Annotated in this window: 29 protein-coding genes; 14 read left to right on the plus strand and 15 right to left on the minus strand. The window is 31.5% G+C overall.

What is annotated here, in order from left to right:
- Nucleotides 1-96 precede the first annotated feature (96 nt).
- Complete coding sequence (locus ABD766_RS05435) at nucleotides 97-1,188, plus strand: acyltransferase family protein (RefSeq protein ID WP_344815715.1); 1,092 nt, start codon at nucleotides 97-99, stop codon at nucleotides 1,186-1,188.
- On the opposite strand, the gene recO is transcribed toward ABD766_RS05435, so the two are convergent.
- The 3 genes from recO to gdhA all read right to left on the minus strand — a co-directional run bounded on the left by recO (nucleotide 1,168) and on the right by gdhA (nucleotide 5,648).
- The gene (recO, locus tag ABD766_RS05440; protein ID WP_344815716.1) at nucleotides 1,168-1,881 is read right to left on the minus strand and encodes a DNA repair protein RecO; all 714 of its coding nucleotides are present in this window, start codon (nucleotides 1,879-1,881) and stop codon (nucleotides 1,168-1,170) included. The two genes, ABD766_RS05435 and recO, sit on opposite strands and share 21 nt — an antisense overlap.
- On the minus strand, nucleotides 1,881-4,178 hold the full coding sequence (gene porZ, locus ABD766_RS05445; protein ID WP_344815717.1) for a type IX secretion system anionic LPS delivery protein PorZ: 2,298 nt from the start codon (nucleotides 4,176-4,178) through the stop codon (nucleotides 1,881-1,883). Before porZ ends, recO begins: the two co-directional genes overlap by 1 nt.
- 126 nt (nucleotides 4,179-4,304) lie before the next feature.
- Entirely contained in the window at nucleotides 4,305-5,648 is a 1,344-nt protein-coding gene (gene gdhA, locus ABD766_RS05450) for an NADP-specific glutamate dehydrogenase (protein WP_344815718.1), read from the minus strand.
- 261 nt (nucleotides 5,649-5,909) lie between these two features.
- On the opposite strand from gdhA, the gene ABD766_RS05455 reads away from it, so the two are divergent.
- Complete coding sequence (locus ABD766_RS05455; protein WP_344815719.1) at nucleotides 5,910-6,698, plus strand: THC0290_0291 family protein; 789 nt, start codon at nucleotides 5,910-5,912, stop codon at nucleotides 6,696-6,698.
- Nucleotides 6,699-6,757: 59 nt separating this feature from the next.
- On the opposite strand, the gene ABD766_RS05460 is transcribed toward ABD766_RS05455, so the two are convergent.
- The 3 genes from ABD766_RS05460 to ABD766_RS05470 are packed head-to-tail and all read right to left on the minus strand — an operon-like array spanning nucleotide 6,758 to nucleotide 8,831.
- A complete protein-coding gene (locus tag ABD766_RS05460; RefSeq protein WP_344815720.1) occupies nucleotides 6,758-7,900 on the minus strand; it encodes a cystathionine gamma-synthase in 1,143 nt (380 codons plus the stop codon).
- A 31-nt stretch (nucleotides 7,901-7,931) separates the two neighbouring features.
- Nucleotides 7,932-8,384, minus strand: coding sequence for a DinB family protein (locus tag ABD766_RS05465; RefSeq protein ID WP_344815721.1), 453 nt, complete (start codon nucleotides 8,382-8,384; stop codon nucleotides 7,932-7,934).
- A gap of 9 nt (nucleotides 8,385-8,393) precedes the next feature.
- Nucleotides 8,394-8,831: an acyl-CoA thioesterase gene (locus ABD766_RS05470; RefSeq protein ID WP_344815722.1), complete on the minus strand. Its 438-nt coding sequence runs from the start codon at nucleotides 8,829-8,831 to the stop codon at nucleotides 8,394-8,396.
- A 71-nt stretch (nucleotides 8,832-8,902) separates the two neighbouring features.
- Between ABD766_RS05470 and ABD766_RS05475 the strand changes: the two genes are divergently transcribed.
- From ABD766_RS05475 to ABD766_RS05520, 10 genes are all read left to right on the plus strand, one after another.
- The gene (locus tag ABD766_RS05475) at nucleotides 8,903-9,262 is read left to right on the plus strand and encodes an arsenate reductase family protein (protein ID WP_298303433.1); all 360 of its coding nucleotides are present in this window, start codon (nucleotides 8,903-8,905) and stop codon (nucleotides 9,260-9,262) included.
- Entirely contained in the window at nucleotides 9,255-10,133 is an 879-nt protein-coding gene (locus ABD766_RS05480) for a DMT family transporter (RefSeq protein ID WP_344815723.1), read from the plus strand. The genes ABD766_RS05475 and ABD766_RS05480 overlap by 8 nt, the downstream gene beginning before the upstream one ends.
- Nucleotides 10,134-10,199: 66 nt before the next feature.
- Complete coding sequence (locus ABD766_RS05485) at nucleotides 10,200-10,574, plus strand: four helix bundle protein (RefSeq protein WP_344815724.1); 375 nt, start codon at nucleotides 10,200-10,202, stop codon at nucleotides 10,572-10,574.
- Between the two features lie 64 nt (nucleotides 10,575-10,638).
- Complete coding sequence (locus tag ABD766_RS05490) at nucleotides 10,639-11,499, plus strand: YicC/YloC family endoribonuclease (protein WP_298303430.1); 861 nt, start codon at nucleotides 10,639-10,641, stop codon at nucleotides 11,497-11,499.
- A 44-nt stretch (nucleotides 11,500-11,543) separates the two neighbouring features.
- Nucleotides 11,544-12,116 carry a guanylate kinase gene (gmk, locus tag ABD766_RS05495; RefSeq protein WP_344815725.1) on the plus strand — a complete coding sequence of 191 codons (573 nt, stop codon included), beginning with the start codon at nucleotides 11,544-11,546 and terminating at the stop codon, nucleotides 12,114-12,116.
- 95 nt (nucleotides 12,117-12,211) lie between these two features.
- A complete protein-coding gene (gene nadD / locus ABD766_RS05500) occupies nucleotides 12,212-12,793 on the plus strand; it encodes a nicotinate (nicotinamide) nucleotide adenylyltransferase (RefSeq protein WP_344815726.1) in 582 nt (193 codons plus the stop codon).
- A 20-nt stretch (nucleotides 12,794-12,813) separates the two neighbouring features.
- On the plus strand, nucleotides 12,814-13,359 hold the full coding sequence (locus ABD766_RS05505) for a hypothetical protein (RefSeq protein WP_344815727.1): 546 nt from the start codon (nucleotides 12,814-12,816) through the stop codon (nucleotides 13,357-13,359).
- Nucleotides 13,360-13,420: 61 nt separating this feature from the next.
- Nucleotides 13,421-14,587 carry an iron-containing alcohol dehydrogenase gene (locus tag ABD766_RS05510; protein ID WP_344815728.1) on the plus strand — a complete coding sequence of 389 codons (1,167 nt, stop codon included), beginning with the start codon at nucleotides 13,421-13,423 and terminating at the stop codon, nucleotides 14,585-14,587.
- A gap of 318 nt (nucleotides 14,588-14,905) precedes the next feature.
- The gene (locus tag ABD766_RS05515) at nucleotides 14,906-15,901 is read left to right on the plus strand and encodes an NAD(P)H-dependent glycerol-3-phosphate dehydrogenase (RefSeq protein WP_344815729.1); all 996 of its coding nucleotides are present in this window, start codon (nucleotides 14,906-14,908) and stop codon (nucleotides 15,899-15,901) included.
- Between the two features lies 1 nt (nucleotide 15,902).
- Nucleotides 15,903-16,127, plus strand: coding sequence for a hypothetical protein (locus ABD766_RS05520; RefSeq protein WP_344815730.1), 225 nt, complete (start codon nucleotides 15,903-15,905; stop codon nucleotides 16,125-16,127).
- Nucleotides 16,128-16,156: 29 nt separating this feature from the next.
- Here the strand turns inward: ABD766_RS05520 and ABD766_RS05525 are convergent, their stop codons facing one another.
- From ABD766_RS05525 to ABD766_RS05540, 4 genes are all read right to left on the minus strand, one after another.
- Nucleotides 16,157-16,564: a hypothetical protein gene (locus ABD766_RS05525; RefSeq protein ID WP_344815731.1), complete on the minus strand. Its 408-nt coding sequence runs from the start codon at nucleotides 16,562-16,564 to the stop codon at nucleotides 16,157-16,159.
- A 98-nt stretch (nucleotides 16,565-16,662) separates the two neighbouring features.
- Nucleotides 16,663-17,682, minus strand: a complete 1,020-nt coding sequence (pheS, locus tag ABD766_RS05530) for a phenylalanine--tRNA ligase subunit alpha (RefSeq protein WP_344815732.1) — start codon at nucleotides 17,680-17,682, stop codon at nucleotides 16,663-16,665.
- A 78-nt stretch (nucleotides 17,683-17,760) separates the two neighbouring features.
- Nucleotides 17,761-18,285 (minus strand): hypothetical protein, encoded by a 525-nt coding sequence (locus tag ABD766_RS05535; protein WP_298303416.1) that lies wholly within the window; start codon nucleotides 18,283-18,285, stop codon nucleotides 17,761-17,763.
- A gap of 9 nt (nucleotides 18,286-18,294) precedes the next feature.
- Nucleotides 18,295-18,651 carry a hypothetical protein gene (locus ABD766_RS05540; protein WP_298303415.1) on the minus strand — a complete coding sequence of 119 codons (357 nt, stop codon included), beginning with the start codon at nucleotides 18,649-18,651 and terminating at the stop codon, nucleotides 18,295-18,297.
- 153 nt (nucleotides 18,652-18,804) lie between these two features.
- Here ABD766_RS05540 and ABD766_RS05545 point away from each other — a divergent pair, with 153 nt between their 5' ends.
- Entirely contained in the window at nucleotides 18,805-19,296 is a 492-nt protein-coding gene (locus ABD766_RS05545; RefSeq protein ID WP_344815733.1) for a CvpA family protein, read from the plus strand.
- 129 nt (nucleotides 19,297-19,425) lie between these two features.
- Complete coding sequence (locus tag ABD766_RS05550) at nucleotides 19,426-19,599, plus strand: hypothetical protein (RefSeq protein ID WP_344815734.1); 174 nt, start codon at nucleotides 19,426-19,428, stop codon at nucleotides 19,597-19,599.
- Here the strand turns inward: ABD766_RS05550 and ABD766_RS05555 are convergent.
- The 5 genes from ABD766_RS05555 to ABD766_RS05575 form a co-directional block, all read right to left on the minus strand.
- Entirely contained in the window at nucleotides 19,592-20,344 is a 753-nt protein-coding gene (locus tag ABD766_RS05555; RefSeq protein ID WP_344815735.1) for a tetratricopeptide repeat protein, read from the minus strand. The two genes, ABD766_RS05550 and ABD766_RS05555, sit on opposite strands and share 8 nt — an antisense overlap.
- 5 nt (nucleotides 20,345-20,349) lie before the next feature.
- Nucleotides 20,350-22,116, minus strand: a complete 1,767-nt coding sequence (locus ABD766_RS05560) for a BatD family protein (RefSeq protein ID WP_344815736.1) — start codon at nucleotides 22,114-22,116, stop codon at nucleotides 20,350-20,352.
- 25 nt (nucleotides 22,117-22,141) lie between these two features.
- Nucleotides 22,142-22,870, minus strand: a complete 729-nt coding sequence (locus ABD766_RS05565) for a tetratricopeptide repeat protein (RefSeq protein ID WP_344815737.1) — start codon at nucleotides 22,868-22,870, stop codon at nucleotides 22,142-22,144.
- An 83-nt stretch (nucleotides 22,871-22,953) separates the two neighbouring features.
- Complete coding sequence (locus ABD766_RS05570; protein WP_344815738.1) at nucleotides 22,954-23,994, minus strand: VWA domain-containing protein; 1,041 nt, start codon at nucleotides 23,992-23,994, stop codon at nucleotides 22,954-22,956.
- A gap of 94 nt (nucleotides 23,995-24,088) precedes the next feature.
- Nucleotides 24,089-25,093, minus strand: coding sequence for a vWA domain-containing protein (locus ABD766_RS05575; protein ID WP_344815739.1), 1,005 nt, complete (start codon nucleotides 25,091-25,093; stop codon nucleotides 24,089-24,091).
- Nucleotides 25,094-25,095: the final 2 nt, after the last annotated feature.

Below are 25,095 nucleotides of genomic sequence, written 5' to 3' on the forward strand. Positions count from 1 at the left end.
TGTTTTTAGATTGTGGATTTTACTTAATTTGACTTTGCATCATTAATTTATTAATTGCACATTTGTAAACTATTTAAATTTTTAATTGAATTCCAAATGGAAAGAATACCAAATATTACAGGACTACGATTCTTTTTAGCAGTTTTTGTAATGATTTACCATATTTCTGAATTTTGTAGTAAGCATGATATTCCATTTTACAATTCATTATCACTATTTCACAAAGGTTATGAAGCCGTTTGTGTATTTTTTTCATTAAGCGGATTTTTAATTATAAGGCAACTTTATCTTGAAAAGGAAACAACAAACACCATTTCGCTAAAAAACTTTTACATTAGAAGAGCTTTACGAATTTTTCCGCTTTACTTTTTGATTTTACTTTTTGGATTGACTTATTACAATTATATTCTTCCAAAATTTGGTTTCACTGGTGGATTCAATACTAATTATAATTTATATGAAGGATTGTTGCTTTCAATATTCTTTATGCCAAATGTTTTTGCCGCTTTATACAATCCTGGTGGAATTATAGAAATTCTTTGGTCTATAGGTGTTGAGGAACAATTTTATTTGTTTATTGCTCCAGTATTATTGTTTTTGCCTGTAAGAAAAATAATTCTATTTTTATTGGTTTTTACCATTGTTTTCTTTACGATATATTTTACTATTGAAGGAAATATTTTATATAAATACACTATGCTATTTTTTTATTTTACTTCTAGTGGTATCATTTCGATTCTATTATTAAAAAACCCACAACTACTTAATAATAAATTAGTTATATATATTTCTTTACTTAGTTTTATCCTCTATTTTACAACTAATTATTTTGTGAATTTATTTTCATCTAGCAACTATAATCTTTTCAGTATGTTGCTGTTTTGTTTAGTAATTGGAGTATTGAGCAATAAACCTTATTTCATTTTAAACCATCGTGTTACAACTTATTTGGGTAAAATTTCTTATGGAATTTATGTTTACCATGCAATTGTTATCCAATTGATTGGCTTGATTTATGTCAAACTTTTTTCCAATCTTGGTCTCAATAATTATGTTATCATTGTGGTTTATAATGCTATTGTTTTAATAATAACTATTTGCATTTCGCATTTTTCTTATCAATATTTTGAGAAGTTTTTTATGAATTTTTATCGAAATAAATCTGTATCAAGAAAAAACCTCCTTTAATACGTCTAAAGATTTTGGTTTTTTAAATCCATCAAGGTGAATGGAATAGTAATCTAATAAGATTTTTAGAAGTATTTGACGTTCAATTCCTGCGAAAACCTTTTGGTCGGAATCAAATTTTAAGTTGATTAGTTTTTTGAAAAGAAATGTTTCATGTTCGTTAAGGCAATTTGTTCCTTGAAAAGGTGAAAAAATGCCATCAACCATTTCAAAAAAATTGAAATCCGTTTCGGAATTATCCGGATAAAAACCTAAAAATTTTGTTGTTTCTAAAAGTAAAATTAGATGAAAATTGGAGGTTTCTTCGTGTGTATCTAACCAAATTAAAGCCGTTTCAAGAAAGGTAAATAAATCTTCATTTTTTTCTTCTTCGTGAATGCTATGGTGTAACATCTCTGACAAGAAAATTACAATAGTACTTTTTACAATATCGGTATTTATGGTTTGATAAGCTGTGGCTAGTTTTATTTCTTTAAAATGCTCTAAAGTACCTTTATTCTTGTGATTGGCTTCAATTTCAAGAATAGTTAAAGGTTGAAAATAAGCGATTTTTTGATTTGATTTTTTTCCAGAATAAGCACTTTGCACGAAGTAACTTTTTAATCCGTCGCTTTGTGTAAAACATTTAACAATCAAGCATTTTTCTTGATATTTTATGGATGAAAGAACGATTGCTTTAGTTTTGACTAACATTACCTGATAATCATTACTTTTTTAACGATTGTATCTATTCCATCTTCTGCAGAAACTAAAATCATATACACACCTGAAGCTACTTTGTGTTTTCCGAAAGCTGTAGTATCCCATTCTATTGTACCTCCTTCTGAAGTAGTTTCATAGACTAAATTTCCTTCAATGTCAGTGATTTTAACAACTGCTTTATTAGTTAAACCTGATATCTTAACTGTTCCTGAAAAACCTGGTCTCACTGGGTTGGGATAAGCATAAACATTACTTAAATCATCACTTGATCTTGTGGCTGTCCCTTTAAAAGAAACTAATCCTTTATCTGTTGCAAAAAAGACTTCTCCTGTAAAACTATCAATTTCAATATCGTTTACATTATTACTTGGAAGTGGCGAATTTTCTTTTGTGAATTTATAAATTGTTTCCTGACCATTAGGCGAAACTAAATATACTCCAGACTCAGCAATCGAAATCCATTTTCTATTGGCGCCATCAACAGCAATATCCATAATAAATTGCTCATAAAACAATTCTTGAGCCAAATCATCTTCTAAAATAATAATTGGTTTTGATTCGATTTCTGTTTCACTAATAAAAGAATCTGCAGAAGGAATGTATCTTAATCCTCTTGCTGTTCCGATCCAAACTTGATTTCTATTATCTATTGCAACAGCTCTAACATCATTTATCGGTAAATTACCATCGGTTCCTGTTCTTATTCTAATAAATTTATTTGCATAATTTTCATTAAATGCAATCAATCCGTTTCCTCTGTAGGAAGGCACCCATTTGGTGTCGTTTTTATCTATAGCTAATTTGGAATATCTTTCTTCAGTTACTGATGCTAATTGATTTTGCCAATCACTGGGTGATATCCAAGTCCCATCACTTTTCAATGCTTTTAGTCCTTTAAAAACTAATGAATTTGATAACCAAAGACTGCCTTTACTATCAAATGCACCTCCATTAATTCTTACTGAAACATACAATGGTGTAACTAACTGTTGGTTCTCAGGTCCGTTTGGTGGTGCACTATTTTGATTGTAAAAAGTGATTACATCATCTTTTATTTTAAGTAAACCATTATGAAAAGAGCACACATAAACTTCATTTTCATTTTTTGGGTTAGTCATAATATCAGACAAAGAGGTTGCGCCAAACAATTCACTAAAAGGTATTTTGCTCCAACCTGTTTGTCTTGAATATTTGCTTATTCCTTCTTCAAGTAATGTTGGATCGTAAGTTAATGAATATCCACCGTAGGTTGCCCAAAGAGTTGTTGATGTTTGTTTTAATCTAAAAATATTATTTCTGTCTGGACCATCTGGCTTTATCACTTGAAAAGTTGTTGGTGCAGATAAAGAGGATGTTAGTAGTCCTTTTTCATTTGTTCCGATGAAAATTTGATTATCAGCTACCGTTGCGCAACTAAAGGAAACTGTTGCTAAAGTATATTGATTACTATTAATAGTTACTGTTTGTTGCAAAGCAGCATTGAAAATATAAATATAATTCTGATTTGTTACAATTAAAAAATCGTCATTAGTTCTTATATCTAACCCACTTTGATTCATTATAAAAAACTCTTCGAAGATAGTTCCATTATGCTTGTAGAGCCTAGCATTGGTGTTCATTCCAACAAGTTTGTTTTGAATAGTTGTAATTCCGTTCCAAAAACCGCCATCAAATAGTTGCCATTGATTATAATCTACCAAATTAGGATTTGAAAGAGATGCTTTTTTTATCCCATGTATATCGGTCACGGCAAAAATTTCTCCGTTTAAAATTGTTGTTTGGTATACTTTTACTTGTTGCCCATTATTTCCGATGTAATAAGTATCGCCAAACTCCATTGAAGTTAAATCAAAAACTGAAATTCCATAATCGCATGATATGTAAACTTTACCGTTGTGCTCTAAGAAATGATTGATTTTTTTTAGAAAAGGTGAAACTGGTACTTCGACTACTATTCCGTTTTTGAAAACAATTTTGCCATCTGGATTCATTACTAAAAGTAATCCATTTTGGTTTCCAACAAGTGTTTTATTAAAACTTTCGCTATGATGAATTGCTGTAATTGTTTCTGCTTTAAGTCCATCAATAGATGTGGTTGTGGCTAAATCGTTAGTGGCTAAATTTTTAGAAAAAACAGCAATCTCTGAAGATGCATATATTTTATCTTGTCCTTGACTAATATCTGTTATTTTGTTGTAGGAGAAATAACCTTGCCATTGCGGATTGTTTTGAGCAAAGCTATTTACGAATAGTACTAAAAATAATATTTGAACAAATCTCTTTATCATTTGGTAAATTGCAATTTATAAATACAAATATACTATAAACGTATTTAATTGTAATTTCATATATATCAATAAAAAACCTTCTCCCAATTAAGAGAGAAGGTTTATATAAATTTGAAAGTGTTTTAATTACACAATTCCTTGCGCTAACATTGCGTCTGCAACTTTTACGAATCCAGCAATATTTGCACCTTTAACATAGTCAACATAACCATTAGCATCTGAACCATATTTCACACAAGCCGCGTGAATATTCGCCATAATTCCTTTAAGCCTTTCATCAACTTCTTCTGAAGTCCAACTTAAACGTAAAGAGTTTTGAGACATTTCAAGACCAGAAGTTGCAACACCACCTGCGTTTGAAGCTTTTCCTGGAGCAAATAATATTTTAGCATTTTGGAAAACATGCATTGCTTCTGGAGTTGAAGGCATGTTTGCACCTTCAGCAACACAAATACATCCGTTTGCTACTAATGTTTTAGCTTCTTCTTCGTTCAACTCGTTTTGAGTAGCACATGGTAAAGCAACATCACATTTTACTTCCCAAGGACGTTTTCCGGCTACGAAAGTTGCGTCTGGATATTTAGTTACATAATCAGAAATTCTTCCGTAGTTTACGTTTTTAATTTCCATTACATAAGCTAATTTTTCTGCTGTAATTCCGTCTGCATCATAGATATAACCTGAAGAATCAGACATTGTTACAACTTTTCCACCTAATTGAGTAGCTTTTTCTGTAGCATATTGAGCTACATTTCCAGAACCTGAAACAACAACTGTTTTTCCAGCGAAACTATCACCTTTAGTGGCAAGCATACTTTGTGCAAAATATACATCACCATATCCTGTAGCTTCTGGACGGATTAATGAACCACCGAAAGAAATTCCTTTACCAGTTAAAACTCCTGTAAACTCATTTCTTAATCTTTTATATTGACCAAACATGTAGCCAACTTCTCTTCCACCAACTCCGATGTCTCCGGCTGGAACGTCAGTATCAGCACCAATATGTTTAGATAATTCCGTCATAAATGCTTGACAGAATCTCATGATTTCAATATCAGATTTTCCTTTTGGATCAAAATCTGCACCACCTTTTCCTCCACCCATTGGTAAAGTTGTTAAACTATTTTTGAAAGTTTGCTCAAAAGCTAAAAATTTTAAAATACTTAAATTTACAGATGGATGAAAACGAATTCCTCCTTTGTAAGGACCAATTGCAGAGTTCATCTGAATTCTGTAACCTCTGTTTACTTGAGTTTTACCAGCGTCATCAATCCAAGTTACTCTGAACATGATTACTCTTTCTGGTTCAACCATTCTTTCCAAAAGCATTTTGCCTTCGTATTTTTTATTCTCTTCAATAAAAGGAATTACTGTTTCGGCAACTTCCTTAACAGCTTGCATAAATTCAGGCTCGTTAGGGTTTCTTTTAGCAACCGCTTCAATAAAGTTGTTGATACTTTGTGACATAAAATATAATATTAATGTTTAAGAAAACGTTTTCGTAATATTCGACAAATATACATTTTATAAAAATAATGGCACAATTTTTTTTAAATTCTCATAATTTTTATCTTTTTGTTAAGATTTTTTAATGATATGTGAAATTAATGACCTGTTTTAAAACTATTTCTGCTTTTTTTCGTAGATATACAAGTATTTTTTTATTTTATTTTATTAGTGAATGATGTTTTTATATATTTGTCGAGAATTGAATTAATCTGTATGAAAATGACCAAGTATTATATTGTCACTTTATTGCTTTTGTTTGGTGTAACCAACAAGGCACAAGCTCAGTTTGGTTTCTCCCATGAAATTGGTGGTATTATGGGACCTGTAGCATTTCAGTCTGACTATGGAGAGCGAAACGATATTTCTACAAATGCAGGAAATACTGGTTTTGGTATTGGATTAATCCATTATCTAAACTTTTCATACAAAGCGGAATGTAATTGTTATACTCCTGAGACTTATTTCAATGATCACTTTAAATTAAGAAGTGAATTATCTTACAACAAAACCAACCTTCAACATTTCGGTCAATGGGTTGCAGACAAAAAAACTTCTTTAACGGCAAGACAATTAAGAGCAATGCAAGGAAGTACTGCAGTAACAAATATTGGAATGCAATTAGAATTCTTCCCTTTCAGCATTAGGGATTTTACAGCAAATATTGGGAGTTGGGCACCATTCGTAAGTCTTGGTGGTCAATTTAGTTTCTTTAAGCCAACTGCGGAATCGAGTTTAGGTCCTGGTTTAGGTCAATTACCAACAGTTACTCCAATAAAATATATTGATGCTTTCGATGTAAAAGGAGGAACAACATGGTCGGTAGTTTCAAGTGTAGGAACAAGATATAAATTAACTGAACTTTCAGATTTAATGGTAGATTTGAGATTTCAATACTACTTTTCAAACTGGGTTGATGGTTTAAGTCCAGATCCAAAAGTTTATCTTGAAAATAGAGCAAACGATTGGAATGTTTGGTTAAACTTTGGATACATCTATTATTTAAATTAATATAATTTAAACAGAAATAAAAAAACCCGATTCATTGTATTGAATCGGGTTTTTTGTTTTTATCTGAATGCTTGTTCTAAATCGGCAAGTAAATCATCTACATCTTCAACACCTGTGCTTAATCTTACTAAGTCATCAGTGATTCCAACTTCAAGACGTTTATCTTCTGGAATTGATGCATGTGTCATTAATGCCGGATGATTCGCTAAACTTTCTACTCCACCTAAAGATTCTGCTAAAGTGAAAACTTTAAGTTTTTCTAAAAAGGAAATTGCATCTTCTTTTCTTCCTGATGTGAAGGTGAATGAAACCATTCCGCCAAAACCACTCATTTGTTTTTTAGCAATATCATGGAATGGATGATCAGGTAATCCAGGATAATAAACCTTAGCTACTTCTGGATGATTGCTTAAAAATTCGGCCACTTTCATTCCGTTTTCACAATGTCTTTGAACTCTTAAGTGTAATGTTTTAATTCCTCTTAAAACCAAATAACTATCCATTGGTCCAAGTGTTCCTCCGGTTGCAAATTGTTTGAAGTGTAATTCGTCACCTAATGCTTTATCTTTAATAATCAAAGCACCAGCAATAACATCCGAATGTCCACCAAGATATTTTGTAGCTGAGTGCATTACAATATCAGCTCCTAAATCTAAAGGTTTTTGTAAGTAAGGCGTTGCAAAAGTGTTATCAACTGCAAAAAGGATATTGTGCTTTTTAGTGATTTTAGCAATTTCTGCAATATCAGCTAATTTCATTAATGGATTTGTTGGTGTTTCAACCCATACTAACTTTGTGTTTTCATTAATCAAGGATTGAAATTTATCAAAATCATTCATATCAACGAAGTGAAATTTGATACCGCTATCTTTATATAAACGTGTAAATAATCTATAGGTTCCACCATATAAATCGTCCATTGCAATGATTTCGTCACCTGCTTTGAACATTCTTAATAAACAATCTGTTGCTGCTAATCCTGATGCAAATGCTAAACCTCTAGCTCCATTTTCTATAGAAGCCAAAGCGTCTTCTAAAGCTTGACGCGTTGGATTTGCTGCACGACTATATTCATAATCACCTACAGGAATTCCTGGGCTTGTTTGTGCATAAGTTGAAGTTTGAAAAACAGGAGTCATTACAGCTCCGGTTACTTTTTCGTGGTGTTGACCACCATGTATTACTTTAGTATTGAATTTCATTATAATAATATTTTTACAAAGGTATTTTAAATTAAATAAATTTTCTAATATTCATCATAAAACCCAAATGAATTCCTTCATGATAATTATTAAACTCCATGGCATCTTTTATGTTTGCTAAATGAAATCCTGTTCCAGTTGTGAATTCGTTATAAGAAGTGAATTTTCCATTAGCATAATCTTCTTTGGTTTTTTCTAACAATGAAAATAATAAAACTTTCAATTCATTTATTTCTTCTTGGGTTGTAGCAGTTGGTTTTGACCCATTTTTATATTTTTCCATCATTTCGGGTGAAATATTCATTGGCAAACCCGAAAGTCGATATACCAAACCTTGTTGCGAAACAATAATATGTCCTAAATTCCAAGCCAAATTATTACTAAAACCTTCTGGAATTTTATTCAATTGTTCTAATGAATAGTTCTCAATAATTTTTAAATAAATTTTTCTGCTGGTTTCCCAAATTTTAAATTTTGCTTCCATTTTGTGATTTTATAATTGTAAAAAATTATCAGATTTTGGTATTAAATTCATGACATCAATTGCAATTTGAGGTGTTGGATTTGCAATTTTTCTTAGTTTAGTATCCATCCAAGCACCATCTACAGTAATGGTTGCTAGCAATTCGTCTTTGTCGTTTTTAAATTCGTGAATAAGGGTCCATCGCGAAGCATCTTCTTTTATTTTACCCACTTTTGTGCTGATAAAAACCTTTTGATTCATTCGCATTTCTCTTCTAAAAACACATTCTTCACGAAACAATATTGGTCCAAAATGTTGTTCTTGCATAATACGCATTGACATTCCTAATTGTTCTAGAATTTCAACACGATGTTGTGCTCCAAAATCATAATAGGCGCTGTGAAGCACGTGAAAATTTGGGTCTAAATCTGCCCAACGGATGTGTATTTCTTTAATAAATGTTGACATTGATTGCAATTTTTTTACAAAAATACAGATTATAAGTTTCAAATGAATTTTCTTTGCAAAAAGAAAAAATTATGACTGATACCATATACTATTTAGCGAGTTGCGATACGTGTAGAAAAATTATAAAATCGTTACCGAAAAGTGCAAATTTGAAATATCACGACATAAAACAAGATCCAATTACAATTGAAGAACTAGAATATATGCGTTCACTTTCTGGAAGTTATGAAGCATTGTTCAGCAAAAAAGCACAGTTATACAAGTCATTAGATTTGAAGAACAAAAACTTAACAGAAGACGATTTTCGTAAGTATATTTTAGAACATTACACCTTTATTAGTCGTCCAGTTTTTATAATTCAAGACAAAATTTACATCGGAAACACGCAACAAAACATGTTACAAGTAATGAAAGCATTAGAAAATGTCTAAAAGAACTTGGGCGTTATTTGCCGCAACATTAGTTTCCATAATTTATGGTGTAACCTTTACTATTGCTAAAGATGTAATGCCAAAATATGTCGAGCCGTTCGGATTTATTACGATGCGAGTTGGCGGTTCGGTTTTACTATTTTGGTTGGTTTCCTTTTTTGGACCAAAAGAAAAAATTGCTTTAGAAGATTTTCCTCGAATTGCCGCTGCGGCTTTCTTTGGCGTAGCTTTAAATATGCTTACTTTTTTTAAAGGCTTAAGTTATACTTCTCCAATTATGGGTGCGGTTTTAATGGTTACAACGCCAATAATTGTATTAATTCTTTCAGCAATTATTATGAAAGAACGAATGCAAAAGCGCAAAATATTTGGAATAATTTTAGGATTAGCAGGAACAATAACTTTGATTCTTTACGGAAAATCGATGGTTAATGCTCCAAATGCTACTTTAGGAAATTTATTAGTCTTCATAAATGCAATTTCTTATGGTTTTTACTTGATTTTGGTAAAAAAACTAATGGACAAATACAATGCGTTTACTTTCGTAAAATGGATTTACACCTTTGGATTTATCATGGTTTTACCGTTTGGCTGGCACGAATTTCATGCAATAAATTGGACAACAATTCCAACAGATATTTTCTGGAAAATTGGATTTGTAGTAGTCTTTTCAACTTTTCTAACCTATTTATTAAATTTGGTTTCGATGCGTGAGTTAAAACCAACAACTGTTGCCGTGTTCATCTATTTACAACCACTTTTTGCAACGATTTTTGCTGTTGGTTTAGGAAAAGACGAACTGAGTTTGGTAAAATTACTTTCGGCGGTTTTAATATTTACAGGAGTTTATTTGGTAACACAAAAAAAGTAGGCAGTCGCAGTTTTCAGTTTTCAGTCGCAGTAAGCAGTCTCAGTCTTAAATATTAATAAAACATATATGGATTATAAAGACTTATTAGCATATAGAAAAGCATTTTCTTTAGCTATGGAAATTTTAAAAGTTTCCAAATTATTCCCAAAAGAAGAAACCTACTCATTAACAGACCAAATTAGACGTTCTTCAAGAAGTGTCTGTGCAAATATGGCTGAAGCCTATAGAAAACGAAGGTATGTAAATCATTTTATTAGTAAATTAACCGATTGTGACGGTGAAAATTCAGAAACAAGTACTTGGCTTGATTTTGCCTTAGAATGTGAATATATTACTATTGAAATCCATAAAGATTTAAATGAGAAATCCTTAGAGGTTGGAAAACTTATAAATTACATGATTAACAATCCCGATAAATTTGGATGTAATCAAGAAAAGTAAAAACTGAAAACTGCGACTGCGACTGAAAACTTTTAATTATATTTGAGGTCTATAAAACATAAGAATGATACAATCAATGACTGGTTTCGGAAAAGCATCTTTGCAATTACCAACCAAAAAAATTACCGTAGAATTAAAATCACTAAACAGTAAAGGTTTAGATTTGAATACAAGAATGCCATCGGTTTACCGCGAAATGGAATTGGGTTTACGCAACCAAATTTCGCAACGATTAGAACGTGGAAAAATTGATTTTTCTCTTTACATCGAAGTTACTGGCGAAGAAACCTCTTCTAAAATTAATGTGCCTATTGTAAAAGGTTACATCAATCAAATGAAAGCAGTAATTCCAAATGCTGATGAAACTGAATTGATGAAAATGGCTGTAAGAATGCCTGATGCATTAAAAACAGAACGCGACGAAATTGATGAAAACGAATGGAAAGAAATCCAAAAAGTCATTGATGAAGCATTAGAAAATATCGCGAATTTCAGAAAAGACGAAGGCGTTTCATTAGAAAAAGAATTTCTACATCGCATTGCCAATATCATGAAATTAATGAACGATGCGGTTGCTTATGATGCTGAGCGAGTTGAAACTGTAAAAACAAGATTGAGAACCGCTTTAGACGAACTTCAAGTGAATGTTGATGAAAATCGTTTCGAACAAGAATTGATTTTTTATTTAGAAAAATACGATATTACAGAAGAGAAAGTTCGTTTAGAAAATCACCTAAATTATTTCATAGAAACCCTTGCAGGAACAGAAGCTAACGGAAGAAAACTAGGTTTCATCACGCAAGAAATGGGTAGAGAAATCAACACTATGGGTTCTAAATCAAACCATTCTGAAATGCAGAAATTGGTAGTGATGATGAAAGATGAGTTGGAGAAGATTAAGGAACAAGTTTTGAATGTTCTTTAAGAAGATAGAGAATAGAATAAAGAGAATAGACAACACAACTAAGAATGAATAAAGGAAAATTATTAGTATTCTCAGCGCCATCTGGTTCGGGAAAAACCACCATAGTAAGGCATTTATTGGCTCAAGAAGATTTGAATTTAGAGTTTTCAATATCTTGTGCAACACGCGAACCTCGTGGTCAAGAAGTAGATGGAAAAGACTACTATTTCATCAGTTGGGAAGAATTTAAAAAACACATCAAAGCCGAAGAGTTTGTGGAATGGGAAGAGGTTTATACCAACAACTATTACGGAACCTTAAAAAGTGAAGTTGAGCGAATTTGGGCTAAAGGTAAGAACGTAATTTTCGACATTGATGTTTCAGGTGGATTGCGAATTAAATCGAAATTTCCTCAAGAAACATTAGCAGTTTTTGTAAAACCACCAAGCGTTGACGAATTGAAACGAAGATTAAAACAGCGTTCCACAGAAAGCGACGAAAAGATAAATATGCGCATCGCAAAAGCTCACGTAGAACTTGCCACTGCACCACAATTTGACAAGATCATTAAAAATTATGATTTGGATGTGGCCAAAGCTGAAGCTTATGAATTAGTAAAGGAATTTGTTTCAAAATAAAAATTATAGCACAAAGTCTCACCAAGTTTACACTAAGAAACACAAAAACTTGGTGTAACTCTGTGAAAAACTTGGTGTAACTCTGTGATACAAAAATGAAAATAGGATTATATTTCGGAACCTTCAATCCAATTCACGTTGGGCACATGATTATTGCCAATCATATGGCAGAACATTCCGATTTGGATCAAATTTGGATGGTTGTCACGCCACATAATCCGCACAAGCAGAAGAATACCTTATTGGATGATTACCAACGTTTGCATTTAGTGAATTTAGCAACCGATGATTATACTAAAATCAAAGCTTCAGATATTGAATTCAAATTACCTCAACCTAATTATACGGTAAATACTTTAGCGCATTTAAAAGATAAATTTCCGCAACATGAGTTTTGTTTGATTATGGGTGAAGACAATCTGAATTCGCTTCACAAATGGAAAAATTACGAATACATTTTAGAAAATCATAATATTTATGTGTATCCAAGATTGAATTCAGGTGAAATTGATGAGCAATTTGTAAATCATTCTAAAATTCATCGAGTTGGTGCGCCTGTTATCGAACTTTCCTCAACTTTTATTCGCGAAAGCATCAAAAACAAAAAAAATATTCGTCCGTTATTGCCTGGAAAAGTTTGGGAATATGTGGATCATAATAATTTTTATAGGAAATAATTTATTTCAAAACGTAAACTATGAATGAAAATTTTGACAAAACAATAGATAGTTTTCCTAAAAAGGGCAATTTTATAACAAGTAATCTTTTAAATAAACCATACTTCCTCCTTTCATCTGAATTCACTAATTCTACTGTTAACGAAAATGAAGTTGTTTTTAAAAGTAACCAATCTAATAAATCATTGCTATTAATAATTGGTTTATCTTGTTTGATAATTAGTTTAAAATTTAAAGATAGTTTATTTTTTTATCCTTTATTAATTTTTATAGCTCTTGCTACGGCTTTCAATTTCTTTTATCTAAAAAACAAAAAAGTTAAAACAATAAAAATATCTGATTTTAACATAGAAATTGAAAATGTTAAATATGAATGGAGTGAAGTTTATGCTTTTGGAGTTATGGTCAATCCTAACAGATATTTGACATATTATACTTTGATAATTTTTTCAAATTTAAAAGGAAAAAAAGAACATAATTTATTTAGTTTCCAAAGTCAACAAGATGATATTATTAAAAAAATGAATTATTTCAGAGAAAAATATCTTTCAAAAAACTTAACTTAACATTCCTTTACCACTTGTTCGTTCAATCGTTTCGTAAATTTGTACTCTAAATATTTTTACAATGAACAATTTCGAATTATACAATCCTGTCAATTATGTTTTTGGCAAAGGACAAACAGAAAAATTAGCTACATTAGTTCCAAAAGACGCCAAAATTTTATTGGCTTATGGTGGCGGAAGTATCTTTAAAAATGGCGTTCACGAAGCGGTAACCTCAGCTTTAAAAGGTTTTGAAATCGTTGAATTTGGTGGCATTGAACCCAATCCAAGATTTGAAACTTTGATGAAAGCAGTTCGAATTATTCGCGAGCAAAAAATCGATTTTATTTTAGCCGTTGGTGGCGGAAGCGTTATTGATGGAGTGAAATTTATTTCTGCAGCCTCTAAATTTGAAGGCGATGAAGCAGATATTTTAAGAAAGAGAATTTTATTTACCGATTTATCCCTAGTGATTCCATTTGGAACTGTTTTGACATTGCCTGCAACAGGTTCCGAAATGAATTCTGGTGCGGTGGTAACTATTGAAGCAACTCATGAAAAACTGACTTTGGGTGGAAGTGCTTTGTTTCCAAAATTCTCAATTGTTGATCCAACTGTAATTACTTCATTACCAAAAAGACAATTGCAAAATGGTGTTGTTGATGCGTTTACACACGTTATGGAACAGTATTTAACGTTTCAACACGATGCTTTATTACAAGATAGATTTGCAGAAAGCATCTTGAAAACTTTAATCGAAGTTGGTCCAAGTGTAGTAGAAAATCCAAGTGATTATAAACTAGCTTCTAATTTTGTTTGGAGCGCAACGATGGCCTTAAACGGATTGATTCAAAAAGGTGTTCCTAGCGATTGGGCAACACACATGATTGGTCACGAATTAACCGCTTTGTATGAAATTGATCACGCAAGAACTTTAGCGATTATTGGTCCAAACTTATATAGAGTTATGTTTGAAACCAAGAAAGATAAACTAGCACAATATGGCGAAAGAGTTTGGAACATCACAGGAAATTCAGTAGAAGAAAAAGCCGAAAAAGCCATCGAAAAAACTATTGAATTTTTCCACACCATGGGAATGAAAACCAAAATCTCTGAAAACGCTGAAAACATTGAAAAAACAGCAGATTTTATTGTAAATCGTTTCGAAGAAAGAGGTTGGAAAGCGATGGGTGAAAAACAAAATATCACTTTAGAAAAAGTACGTGAAATCGTAGAAATGAGTTACTAATTTTAGTGAAGAGTGAAAAGTAAATAGTGATTAGATACTGAAACGAGTTCAGCATAAATTCAAAAGGCGTTCAAGATATAGTTCCTGAACGCCTTTCTCAAACCCCAAAACAAAATTTTTAACTAACTAAACTTATGAAATCACCTAACAGAAATCATATATAGTAATAACGACCATTATTTCTTATTATTGTGTTGAATATCATAATTTTAAGTTAAATTAATTTTTAACAATATCTTTCCTTAATAATCTTAAACTAACGCAATAGCATTGCTTTAAATAAATTTCAGTATTTTTGGATTATCAAACAAACTAATAATGAATCAATATCCAAAATTTGCAGTAATTGGTGGCGGAAGTTGGGCTACTGCAATTGCAAAAATGTTGTGCGTCAATTTAGACGAAATTGCTTGGTACATGAGAAATCAATCAGCAATTGACCATATAAAATCTCAAAAACACAATCCAAATTATTTAAGTTCAGTAGAATTTGACACTAATAAATTGCGATTAACTTCCGATATAAATGAAGCTGTCGCATATGCAGATTATATCATTTTCGCTATTCCATCGGCTTTTTTAAGTGCAGAATTAGAGAAACTTACTGTTAGTTTACAAGGCAAAGTAATCTTCTCTGCCATAAAAGGAATTGTTCCTGAAACCTTTTTGATTGTTGGCGAGCATTTCAACAAAAAATTTGATATTCCTTTTGAAAATATTGGTGTAATCACTGGACCATGTCACGCTGAAGAAGTAGCTTTAGAAAGACTTTCGTATTTGACCATTGCTTGTGGTGATTCGGCTAAAGCTAAAGTTGTAGCCAAAGTTCTTGCCGGAAATTACATTAAAACTAAAATTTCTGACGACATTATTGGAACTGAATACGCAGCTATGTTGAAAAACATTTATGCTATTGCTGCAGGAATTGCTCATGGTTTAGGTTATGGTGACAATTTTCAATCGGTTATTATGAGTAATGCTATTCGTGAAATGAAGAAATTCATTAGAAAAGTACATAAAATGAAACGTAATATAAATAATTCGGCGTATTTGGGCGATTTATTAGTTACAGGATATTCGGTATTCTCAAGAAATAGAATGTTCGGAAACATGATTGGGAAAGGCTACACCGTAAAATCGGCCATGATGGAAATGAGTATGGTTGCCGAAGGTTATTATGCTGTAAAAAGTGCTTACAAATTAAACCAAGAATACAAAGCTAAAACGCCAATTATTGATGCTGTTTACGAAATTTTGTACGAAGGAAAAGATGCTAAAAGTACATTTAAAAAACTAACCGATAAATTAGATTAAAATGAGCGACCGTTGGAAATATCAGTTAAAAATGGGTGGGTTTTGGGGTGTTTTTATGGTTGTTTTCATGACCTTATTTGAACTTAAAGAAAAGACTATTTCGCAACAACTTTCGGAAAATAATTTCTACATAAGAGCAGTTTCTTATATTGTGATAGGCATCTTCGTTTTAGGTTATTTTAGCTGGAAAGAGAAGGTTAAGAGAGAGAATTCTGCAAAGAAGTAGATTCCTTACGAAATAACAATCTATAACAACTACCTAACAATCACACCATTCACGAACAAAATCGGCACTTCTTCGGTAGCCCTTTCGTTGATAGTGTTTTTTCTGAAAGTGAATTTTTTGTCATACAATGTGTTTCCTATGAAATAGGTAACCATAAATTCGTTGTTTAGTGCTAGCACACTTTTCTCTACCATTTCTACTTTAACCACAGAAACAGCTGGCACACTTGGAAAAGCATGACGCAAGAGCGACGTTTTTTTCATTTCGCCATCAATAGTTCCAAAAGCTTTAGATACAACCATTACGCTGTCTAAATTGAAGTCAGAATCGTTTACTAAATAGATGTACCAAACTTTTTCCATAAAGTCGTCGCTCCATTCTTGAACGGCAGCAAGGAATACATTTTCTACTTTTGTGATGGTAATATCTGCTTTCATTAGATTGTTGATTGTTGATTAACGATTTTTGATTAACGATTTTTGATTTCGAGATTTACTTCTAAAATCAAAAATCGTTACTTTTCATTCTTGAATCATTAAATACTTGATTTAAATTGCTCCAAGAAACGTACATCATTTTCAAAGAACATTCTGATGTCGCCAATTTGGTGTAAAAGCATTGCGATACGTTCGATTCCCATTCCGAAGGCGAAACCTGAGAATTCGTCTGGATTGATACCACAATTTTTAAGAACATTTGGATCAACCATTCCGCAACCTCCAATTTCTAACCAACCTGTTCCTTTGGTGATACGATAATCGGTTTCGGTTTTTAAACCCCAATAAATATCAATTTCGGCACTTGGTTCTGTAAAAGGAAAATAACTTGGACGCAAACGAATTTTAGACTTTCCGAACATTTCTTTGGTGAAATAAAGTAATGTTTGTTTTAAATCAGCAAACGAAACGTCTTTATCAATATACAAACCTTCCACTTGATGGAAAATACAGTGTGAACGTGATGAAACCGCTTCATTACGGAAAACTCTTCCTGGAGAAATCGTACGAATTGGTGGTTTGTTGTTTTCCATGTAACGCACTTGCACTGATGATGTGTGCGTACGCAACAAAACATCAGGATTTGTCTGAATGAAAAACGTGTCTTGCATATCTCTTGCAGGATGGTATTCTGGCAAGTTTAATGCTGTAAAATTATGCCAATCGTCTTCAATTTCTGGACCTTCAGAAACATTGAATCCGATTGTTGAGAAAATATCAATAATTTGATTTTTTACTAGTGAAATAGGATGACGAGAACCAATTTGAATAGGCTCACCTGGACGAGACAAATCGCCATAAAAACCTTTCACTTCTTCTTTGCTTTCTAGCCCTTCTTGAATGGTTTTTACTTTTTCTTCGGCAACAGCTTTTAGTGTGTTAATCACTTGTCCGAAGTCTTTCTTTTGGTCGTTTGGAATGTTTTTGAACTCATTAAAAAGTTCTTTCAACAATCCTTTACTTCCCAAATATTTTATACGAAATTGCTCTAACGATTCTTTATTTTTATCGTTAAATGCTTTAGCTTCTTCAATATGTTGTTTAATCTTGTCTATCATCGGTCTTTCTTTGAAGGTGCAAATTTAAGGAAAAGTTGCGAGTTGCGAGTTGCGAGTTGGAAGTTTTTGATTTAAAAACTACCTCAATTGAAAACTATTTAAAATTTCTTCTGAATCTGAATATAATTTATCAAATTTATTTGTGACTGTTCGTAGAGAAAAATTAAACCCAAATCCGTTATTAAAATAAATTCGGTGATGAATTTTTAAGTTTTTTTTACCTAATGGTTTTTCATAGACTAGTAAAAAATAGCTTGTCTTACCTTGATTTTCAACTTTTCTACTTTCGATTATTTTGAAATCTTCTCTAATTACATATTCGACCAATGAAGCATAATACATTAAATCCATAGTTTTGTATTTCTCAAGATTTTCAACAGATAACCTTAAACAATCCAAGAAATCATCATCATTTTCTAACTTATAAAACAAAATAAAACCATAATTACTTTGGTTATAAAAATCAAAAGAAGATTTATTAAAACTTACTTCATATAAAGGAGTTGTTGTTTTATTCTCATCAATCTCAATAGCTTTCTGAGCAAAACAAAATCTTGAAATAAATAAAAAAAGTAATAGAAAAATAGATTTATGAAGTTTCATATATTTTTTTTAATCAATAATTTCTTTTTCAACAAAGTAATTTACAATAGCGTCTTTCATTAAAATGGTTTGTTCTCCTGCTTTTAGTGGTGGTAATTCTTCTTTTACTTTATAATGAGGCCATCCGTCTTTATCGAAAAAATCGAATTCATAGTAACCATAAGGTTCTAATAATCTGCAAATAGCGATGTGCATTAAATTGACTTTTTCATCTTTTGCAAAAGCGCGTTTAAATTTTCCAAGTTCTTGAACACCAATTAAGTATATTATTGCATCTAAGTCAAGTTGTTCTCCTTCGGCAAATTGATTGGAAAGGATTTCAACAACTTTTTCCCATCGCTCTTTTAGTTGTATATCTCGAGACATTTTTTTTATTTTGAGAAAAGAAAATAGAGAAAAGAAAATAGACTTTTCAACTACAATTTTCAATTAGTTTGCAAATATATCACATTTACCATCTTTTCTCTTTGTTCTATTTTCTATATTCTTATATCTTTACCGCTCACTTTTATTAAATTTATGGGATTTATCGATATTGTTTTTGCAGTTTTGTTAGGTTTTGCAGCTTTTAAAGGTTTGCGAAACGGATTGTTTGTTGAATTGGCTTCATTGATTTCGTTTTTTGTTGGAATTTATATTGCGGTAAAATTCTCTTACATTGTTGGAAGTTTTATTGGCGATAGCAAAACCGCAAAAATTGCTGCATTTATAATTACTTTACTTATTGTAGTAATTGCAATTCACTTATTAGCAAAAGTATTTTCTAAAATTGCTGATTTTGTATTTTTAGGTTGGTTGAATAAACTGGGCGGCGCATTTTTTGCCGTCTTGAAAACCACTTTATTGTTAGGCATCGTTTTGAGTTTGTTCCAAAAAGGGAATATTAATGATGCTTTAGTAAGTAAAGAAACCCAAGAAAATTCTGTTTTTTTTAATCCAATATTAAAAACATCTGAATTTATGTTGCCTGTTTTAACCGATTGGTTTAAGGATTTGAAGGAAAAGGTTTAGTTAAATTTTCAATATTGTCTATATGGATAAACCATTAGAGCTAACGCAATTAAAGTAGCACAGAAAAATAATAAAATCAACTTTTTTCTTTCTAATGTAAATTCCCATTTATCAAGATAAAAATATATAATGGAAAATAGTATTGAAATCCCTATTAAAATTGGAACAGTTAAAACAAATATTAAACTAACACCACCTCCTTCAACAGGAACAAATAGCATCATTATTGGAGTTAAAAACCCGAAAAATAATATTAATATAATCTTGGCGATTTCCTTATCCATTCTTAACAAAACTAATTAAGCTCCTTTATCGCTTCATCACTAATCCAACCTGTAGTTTCGTCAGTAAGTTGAACTTTTTTCCAATTGGCAATGCTTTCTAGAATGTACACTTTTGTTCCTTCGTGAAGTAAAATAGTTTCAGGACTTGATGCTTTTGGCTCGCCTTTTACTGATGCGGTTTCGGCAAAAACTATGGCTGGTTTTTCAGTTGCTAATCGGTTTTTTTCGAATAATGCTGAGAAGACAGAAGTTAATAACAACAACAAAATCACAAACATTCCTGTAAAATAAATACGCTTCTTAAAAGCCGTTGGTGAGAAATAATATCCGATAAAAAACGCTAAAAATATAAATGCGAACGCAACCGCAATCCAAGCCCAAGTATCGTAACGATAACTTGAAGTGAAATCTGCAATTATTTTATCGAAACCTACTTTTGGAATGATTTTGATGTCGTCGATTGCCATTTTTCGGACAAAATCTAGATTGGTTTGAATTTCAGGATCGTTTGGATTTAGTTGTAATGCTTTTTCGTAATTGTAAATGGCTGGTGCAACTTTATGTAATTTATAATAACAATTTCCAAGGTTGAAATACAACTCAGCCGATTGTTGACCATTTGCCAAAACACTTTCGTAGCTTGTAATCGCTGCTTCATATTTTCCGTCGTTGTATTGGATATTCCCATCTACAAAAGGATTAGAAATATCCGTTGCAAAAACAGATGCATAAATAAATAGAAATAGATAAAAAAACTTCTTCATGATTACTATTTAATTTGTTTTTCTAAACTCGAAATTATTTCAACAGCTTTGTCATAATCTTGATGAATTATTGTACTTGTTGATGGCGCATATCGAGCTAATTCACAACTTTCTGTCAAAGTTATAAATTCTTTCACCGTTTCTGAATTGGCGTTTCGCGAAAGCAGAATCTCTGTGATTTTATCTTTACTCATTTCTGAAGTTTCGATATTTAATTTGGCTTTCAAGAAATTGTGCATTGCTTTTTCTAATGCGATGTAAAATGGCTCTTTGTTGTTAATTTGCTTTTTAGCTTCCGATAAATATTTCTTAGCTAAAGCATTAGCTCTTTTAGTTTTATTCCCAATAATATCAGCATCTTGAGTGTCTTTTCGCTTTTTAACAATAACTAGAACTGGAATTATTAAAAACGGCAAAAACAACAATCCATAAAATAATCCTGAACCTAGGAAATCGTCTGATTCTATACTTTCTAAATCCGTTTTTTCTTTGATAAAGGCGAATGATTTTGAAGGTGTTGCTACAGTTTTTGAGGTAGCATCTGCAGAATTTACATTAGAATTTACAACTCCTGGTCCATCCAAAACATTCAACATAATGTTTGGAGAAGCAATTGTTTTATAGCTTCCAGTTGAAAGATCAAAATAAGAAAACTCCAAACCTTTGATAGGAAAATTTCCTTTAGATTGCGGAATAATGGTATATCTATCGGAAATACTTCCTGTCATTCCAGATAATGGCGTGGAAACATTTTCTGAATGTTCTGGATCATACATTTCAAGTTCGGAAGGAACTACTGGTTTGGGTAAATTGAATAATTTTAAATTTCCAACTCCTGTTACTTTAATGTCTAAATCAAGAGATTCACCATTTTTCAAAGTTGTTTTGGATGGAAGAACACTGAAATTAAATTTACCAACTGCTCCTGTAAAATTTGCAGGTTTTCCGGCTTCAGGTAGTGGTTTTACGTCGATAACTTTACTTCCTGCTGAAACTCTTTTACTATCTTCTACAAGCTGAACTTGTCCAAAAAAGTTTGGTCTACCTCTAGGAACTTGACAATCAATATCTAAAGACAATGGCTCTATAACAAGTTTTCCGGCTTTTTGTGGATAAAGCACCGTTTTTCTTAAAACAACGTAGCGATAACGCTCGCCTTTAAACATTCCTTCTTCTGCAACTAGCTGTTTTACATCTATATTTTGACTCCAAAAATCTTTATACTTTGGCTTATTCAGTTCTTGCCAGTTTGTAATACCAATATTGTAACTAAAATATAATTTATAAACTACTGTTATGGGTTCATTTACATAAGGGTTAGTTTTAGAAATATCAGCAACTAAATATAAATTATTATCTGCTCTAACGGTTGCAGGATCATTGGCATCATTTGGTTGGTTTACTGCATTAGTTACCGTAATTTTTATTGGTAAGGTTTTGTATATCTGACCATTAATTTCAATTAAAGCTTGTTTGATAACCAAGTTTCCTTTTTTTAATGGCAACAATACATAAGAGTACGTTTTTTGAAATGAACCTCTTCCATTAACCCAAGATTCACTAATAGATTGGCTTGGTCCACCAACTACTCTAAAACCACTGGCTTCAAAGTTTGGCGGTACAAAATTATCACCATCTTCATTCATTGAAAATTCAATTCGAACTCTTTCATTTAAGCCCAAAGTATTTTTGCTCACATTTGCTTCAAATTTTACTTGAGCAACTAGTGAATTAGCTAAAAATAAAACAATTAAAATTACTATTCTTCTCATCTTCTGCATTGTAATTATAAAATAACTACCAATCTTTTTCAGGTTTTTTAGGATTTGCTAATGCCTTTTGAGCATTTACTTTTTCTTGAACTTTTTTCTCTTCGTTGTTCACTGCGTCAAGCAAATTATCTATTCGTTGTTTTGACGCACCAGTCGGTTTAGGTTGTTGAGGTTGATTCCCTTTATCCTTATCTTTATCATCGTTACCGTCTTTTTTATCTTTATTTTTGTCCTTGTTTTTATCGTTATCTTTTTCAGGCTCTTTCTTTTCCTCTTTTTTCTCTTTCTCTTGGTCTTTTTTATTCTCTTTAGGTTTTTCTGGTGGTGGATTGTCTTTTAGCATTTTTTTTGCCAAAGCATAATTGTATCGAGTTTCTTCATCGTTCGGATTGTTTCTTAATGCATTTTTATAAGCTTCAACGGCACCTTGATATTCTTTTTCTTTCATTAAAACATTTCCTAGATTATGAAAGGCTTTGTGCTTTTCAGGTTTTGTCTTAGCATCTTGAATGGCTTTGGCAAATTGGTATTTTGCTTCAGAATGTTGATTTTGCTTATAAATTGATGTACCTAAATTATAAGAGGAAACTGCTTTTTTCTTGAATTTAGATTGTGAAATTCTATAATTTGCTTCTGCATCGGCATATTTTTTTTCTGCAAATTCTTCGTTTCCTTTGGGCAAAAACTTATCTTTCTCTTGTGCTTTTGTTGCAAAAGAGATTAGGATTAAACAATATGTAATTAATTTTTTCATAGTTTTTTTGACACGAATTACACAAATTTACAGGAATTGTATTGTATTAATTGCACGAATTTTGAAAGCTTTGCTTTCCTTTTTTATTTTTCTTCATTAAACAAATTCATTTTTCTAACCCATTTGGTTCTTCTTTCCAACAAAAATGTGTCTAAAAACAATAAGAAAAACCCAAAACCTAAAAACCATTGAAACTGTGATTTTAAATCGGCCATCTGTGTAGCACCAAATTCAGTTTTTTCAGTATTATCAATCACTTTTTTCACGTAATCAACTACAACCTTGGTTGAATTTCCATCAACAAATCCACCTTTTGAACTAGTAGCTATTTTGGAAAGAATTTCTGCATTTCTTTTTGTAATAACAACTTGATCGTCTTTGTCACGTTGGAAACTCTCTACAACGCCATTTCTTTTTAATGGAATTGGACCTCCTTTTTCTGTTCCTACTCCAATTGTTATGATTTTGATTCCATTCTTCTGAGCGGCTTCTGCGGCTGTTTCTGCATTATCTGTGTGGTCTTCTCCATCAGAAATTAGTATCAACAACTTATTTGTTTTGTCTTTTTTGTCAAAAAACTTAATATTGGCTAAGTCAATAGCTTGGTCTATAGAAGTCCCTTGAGAGGAAATCATTGCCGGATTCATACTTTGAAGAAACATTTTTGCCACAGCATAATCTGAAGTCATTGGTAAAACCGGAAAAGCGCTTCCTGAATAGGCAATAATTCCAATTCTATCACTTCCTAATTGATTGATTAATTGTGAAACCAATTGTTTACTTTTCTCTAATCTATTAGGTGCAACATCTTCTGCAAGCATACTTTTAGAAACGTCAACAGCAAAAACAATATCGATTCCTTGACGTTTTACTTTTTCAACTTTGGTTCCCATTTTTGGGTTAACCAATCCGATAATAATAAACGTAAGTCCTAATAAAAACAAAACCATTTTTAAAATTGGCTTGAAAGTAGATTTCTCTGGACTCAATTTTTGAATCAAATCTAAATCACCAAATTCTTTCTGCTTTTTTCTTTTCCACAATTGAACATAAAGAAAAAGCACCACCAATATTGGGATGATGAATAATAAATATAAATAACCTTTTTCTTCTAGTTCGTACATGTCTTTTAAATTCCAAATTTTTTAAATTCCAAATTCCACTATTATAACATCATGTTGGAATTTGAGATTTTATTTTATTCTTGGGATTTCCCAATTATATAAAACTTTTAAAAATTGTGTTTCTTAATGCGATTTCTATCAATAATAATATTCCTGCGATAATAACTAATAATCTGTATTTTTCGTCGTAATCATAGTATTTCAATTCTTCAATTTCTGTTGTTTCTAGTTTATTGATTTCGTTGTATATACTTTCTAACTTACTATTGTTATTTGCTCTAAAATATTTTCCTCCTGTATTTTTTGCAATTGTTTTCATTAGTTCTTGGTCAATTTCTACAGGCAACATTCTGTATAAAAAATCTTTTCCATTTGGAGCATAAGCATAAGGAAATTCGGCCATTCCATTAGTTCCTAATCCGATTGTATACACTTTTATTCCGTATTCTTTTGCAATTTCTGATGCTGTTTCTGGTTCTATGAATCCTGAATTGTTTACACCGTCAGTTAAAAGAATAATGATTTTACTTTTGGCTTTACTGTCTTTCAACCTATTTACTGCTGTTGTCAAACCCATTCCAATACCAGTTCCGTCTTGAAGCACATTATCAAATTTAATGTCTGAAATAGCTTGTTTTACGATAGCTTTATCGCTTGTAACTGGAGTTTTTGTATAAGCTTCGCCAGCATAAACCACAACACCAATTCTATCATTTGGTCGAGCGTCAACGAAATTAGTTGCAACTTCTTTCAAAGCTTCCATTCTGTTGGGTTTCAAATCTTTTGCCAACATACTACTGGAAAGGTCAATTGCCATGACAATATCAATTCCTTTAGTCGTCTTAGTTTGATTACTAATATCAACTGTTCTTGGTCGAGCTAAAGCGATAATTAAAAAACATAAAGACAAAATTCGTAATCCTGATAAATATGGTTTTAATTTTGCCAAAATTGATTTAGAACCTTTAAATCCTTTAACAGAACTTATTTTTAAAGTGGCTGTTTGTTCTTTGTTTTTCCACCATAGCCAAGCTATTGCAAAAGGAATTAGCAAAAACAACCAAAAAAATTCAGGATTTAAAAAACTTATTTTTTCCATTG

Source organism: Flavobacterium cheonanense (assembly GCF_039539185.1).
Taxonomy (GTDB): Bacteria; Bacteroidota; Bacteroidia; order Flavobacteriales; family Flavobacteriaceae; genus Flavobacterium; species Flavobacterium cheonanense.